3 protein-coding genes are annotated in these 3101 nt (G+C 62.0%); all 3 read right to left on the minus strand.

Features of this window, described 5'->3' with window-relative positions; genetic code table 11:
* A partial coding sequence (locus EN994_RS24475) for an AAA family ATPase (protein WP_164746138.1) occupies positions 1–989 on the minus strand: 989 nt, incomplete at its 3' end.
* A 226-nt stretch (positions 990–1215) separates the two neighbouring features.
* Complete coding sequence (locus EN994_RS24480; protein WP_063168306.1) at positions 1216–2085, minus strand: outer membrane protein assembly factor BamD; 870 nt, start codon at positions 2083–2085, stop codon at positions 1216–1218.
* A gap of 263 nt (positions 2086–2348) precedes the next feature.
* Positions 2349–3101, minus strand: a 753-nt coding sequence (lpxC, locus tag EN994_RS24485; RefSeq protein ID WP_127307866.1) for a UDP-3-O-acyl-N-acetylglucosamine deacetylase, incomplete at its 5' end; no start/stop codon positions are given.

The raw sequence follows: 3101 nt of genomic DNA on the forward strand, positions 1-3101 counted from the left end.
GCCGACATCGTGTCGCGCAGTTGCGCCAAATCGTCGACGGCGACGCTGTGCTTGCGTGAGGCCGCGCGCAACGAGAACAGCCGCTCCTCCGCTTTCTCCAGCCGCTGCGGATCATATTCGGTGGCGCGCAGTGCGGCCTCGACGCCCGATTGGGCCGCGTCGAGCGACAGCATCGCCTCGTCGAGCGACTTGACCACGTCGTCGAGCAGGCCTGGCGCCTCCGTCACCTTGCGTTGCAGCCGCCTCAGCAGGCTGGCCAGTTGCGGCAAGGGCGACGACGGGCCGGACAGCACATCCTGCGCGTCATGGATTTCGGACGCGATCTTCTCGGCCCGCATCATCGACGCGCGCAGTTCGGCAAGATCGGTCTCCTCACCCGGCTGCGGATCGAGCTTTGTCAATTCCGCCACCGCCGCACGCAGATAGTCGGCCTCGCGCGCCGCCGCCGCCACCTTGGCACGGTGGCGCGACAACTCCTGCTCGCAGGCGCGCCAATGCCGCCATGCCTCGCCAGTCGAGCGAACGGCGCCGAGATGGCCGCCGAAAGCATCGAGCACCTCGCGGTGAGCGCCGGGATCGACCAGAGCACGTTCATCGTGCTGGCCGTGGATCTCGACCAACGCGCGCCCGACATCGCGCATCAAGGTGACGCTCGAAGGCTGATCGTTGACGAAGACACGGGTACGGCCGTCCGCGGTCTGAAGGCGGCGCAGGATGATGTCGCCGTCATCCTCGATGGCATTGTCGGCTAGCAGCGCACGGGCCGGATGATTGCGCGGCACGTCGAAGACGGCGATAACCTGGCCTTGCGCCGCGCCATGGCGCACCAGCGACGCGTCACCGCGCGCACCAAGCGCCAGCGACAGGGCATCGAGCAGGATGGACTTGCCGGCACCGGTTTCGCCGGTCAGCACCGAAAGACCCGGCTGGAAGTCGATATCCAGCTTCTCGATCAGGACGATATCGCGGATCGACAGTCTGGAGAGCATCAGAACCCGAATCTAGGACGGCACGCGACCATTTGCAGTCGCAGCGGCGCACTATCTTTTTGTTTGAGCACCGGATCAATCCGAAAAAAGCGCTGCGTACGCTTCGATCCGATGCTCCAAGCAGGTTCCGCAAAAGTGTTCCGCGGTTTTGCGACAAGAACCTGCGACAAACAACGAAATCAGGCAGACGGCGCGTTGGCGAAGCCCGCGACGTCTGCTTGGGGGGTCAAGCCCCGGTGATCAATTTCCCGGCCTTGGATATCCACGATCCGGCATTTTCGCGCGGTGCAAGCCCATTGCTTTGCAACAGCTTGTAGGAATCCTTGTACCACGAGCTGTCGGGATAGTTGGTGCCGAGCACGGCGGCGGCCGTCTGCGCCTCCGAAGTCAGACCCATCGCGTAATAGCTTTCGGTCAGGCGGGCGAGCGCCTCCTCGACATGGCGCGTGTTGGAATAATTCTCGACCACGGTGCGGAAGCGCTTGACGGCGGCGATGTATTCCCGGCGCTCGAGATAGTAGCGGCCGATCTGCATTTCCTTGCCGGCCAACTGATCGTTGGCGAAGCGGATCTTTTCCTTGGCGTCGTCGACATATTCCGATGTCGGCCAGCGCGTCACCAGATCCTGCATTGTCTGAACGGTTTGGCGCGCTTCCTTCTGGTCCTGCGTCACGTCCTTGATCTGGCGGTAATAGCTCAAGCCGATGATGTACTGCGCATAGGCGGCGTCATCGGTCGATGGATAGAGCGTGAGGTAGCGCTTGGCCGAGCCGATCGCCTCGTCGTAATTGCCCTGGCGATAATCGGCGAAAGCGCCCATCACCATCGATTTGCGAGCCCATTCCGAATAGGGGTGCTGGCGGTCGACGGCGTCGAACTTGCGGCTCGCCTCCTGCAGGCGTCCGGCATTGAGATTGGCAAGGCCCTGATTGTAGAGAACATCGGCCGGTTCGGTCTGGTCGACATAGGTCGACAGGTCGATATCTTTCTCCGACGACATGCAGGCCGACAGGAAGAGCGATGGAACAACTACTGAAAGCGCCAGGAAAACGGCCCTCTGCGGTGCTTTCAATTGACCAACTCGCTTGAAGAACATGATTGGATCTCGCCCTTTCGGCGCTATTTCAATGCCAGTTGCATGCCATTGTTTCAAAACTGGTCCCCACTTTTGAACGACATGCACTAATCGACGGCAGCAGCCATAAACCATAACCGCCTTGCCCGGCAACGCTATCTCCGGCCAATCGCACATTTTTGTGGCGGCCGGACGCAGCTTGGACATCAATGCAATTTCACTGGCGGGTGGTGCATTCCTGCAACACGCGCAATTCCCCATGGAACCCGAAAAACCTGGGAAAATCAGATCATCCAGGGCGCGTAGAGCGGCGCGTTGACGGCGTTCATCTCGGCGCTGCGGCCACGCTCCCGGCGCGTCGTCTCGACGATCTCGAACGCCGTGCGATCCGACAGCAGGCGGCGCAGGGCCGCGGCATTCATCCTGTGGCCGCCGCGATAGGAGCGGAAGCAGCCGATGAAACGGGCGCCGGCCAGCGCCAGGTCGCCCATGGCGTCCAGCGTTTTATGGCGCACGAATTCGTTGGGATAGCGCAGGCCGCCCATGTTGATGACGCGGTTGTCGTCGCCGATCACCAGCGAATTCTCCAGCGAGGAGCCGAGCGCATAGCCTGCAGCCCACAGCCGCTCGACATCCTTCATGAAGCCGAAGGTGCGGGCGCGCGCGATGTCGCGACGGAAAATATCGGCATTGAGGTCGGAGGCAAACAGCTGACGGCCGATCGCCGGGCTTTCGAAGTCGATCTCGATCTCGAAACGGGTTCCGTCATAGGGCCGAAACTCCGCCCACGAGGCGCCGTTCTCGATGCGGACCGGCTTGATGACCCTGATATAGCGGCGCTTGACCGAAAGCGTCTCGATGCCCGCCTGGTCGATGGCTTCGACGAACGCCATGGCGCTGCCATCGAAGATCGGAACCTCGGAACCGTCGATCTCGACAGCGACATTGTCGATGCCGAGCCCAAACAGCGCCGCCATGATGTGCTCGACCGTGGCGATATGCTCGCCGGCGGGATCACCAAGCATGGTGCACAGGTC

Source organism: Mesorhizobium sp. M7A.F.Ca.CA.002.09.1.1, assembly GCF_003998555.1.
GTDB lineage: Bacteria > Pseudomonadota > Alphaproteobacteria > Rhizobiales > Rhizobiaceae > Mesorhizobium > Mesorhizobium ciceri.